Raw genomic sequence first — 321 nt, 5'->3', positions numbered from 1 at the left:
TTACGTCCGCGCGGGATGGGCGGGATGGAGTCGTAGGACTCCTGGCCGGACCGGAAGTCGCTGAGGTCGGTTACGTCCTTGTCGGTGCCGATCTCGCGCATGATCCGGTTCATGGCCTTGGTGTCGCGGTGCCGGCGGGCGATGGCGTAGTCACGGCCCAGCTCGGTCATGCGCTCGTTGCGGGCGGGCTCGGGGTTGTCGTTCTTGCGACTGAAGAGGCCCATGGCGTCCTTCTTTCTGAGGTCAGTGGTGGGTGTTGCGCCGGCTGTGGCCCTTGACCGCGTACATCGCGGTGTCGGCGGCGGACAGGGCGTCGGTGAG

At 67.0% G+C, this 321-nt stretch carries 1 protein-coding gene; it reads right to left on the bottom strand.

From position 1 onward, the window contains the following. Window positions 1–224, bottom strand: a 224-nt coding sequence (locus tag GT030_RS25915; RefSeq protein WP_161203178.1) for a hypothetical protein, incomplete at its 3' end; no start/stop codon positions are given. Window positions 225–321 lie beyond the last annotated feature (97 nt).

This window comes from Streptomyces sp. SID1328 (assembly GCF_009865595.1).
GTDB classification, from domain to species: domain Bacteria; phylum Actinomycetota; class Actinomycetes; order Streptomycetales; family Streptomycetaceae; genus Streptomyces; species Streptomyces griseoluteus.
This window is presented reverse-complemented; position numbering and strand designations above follow the sequence as displayed.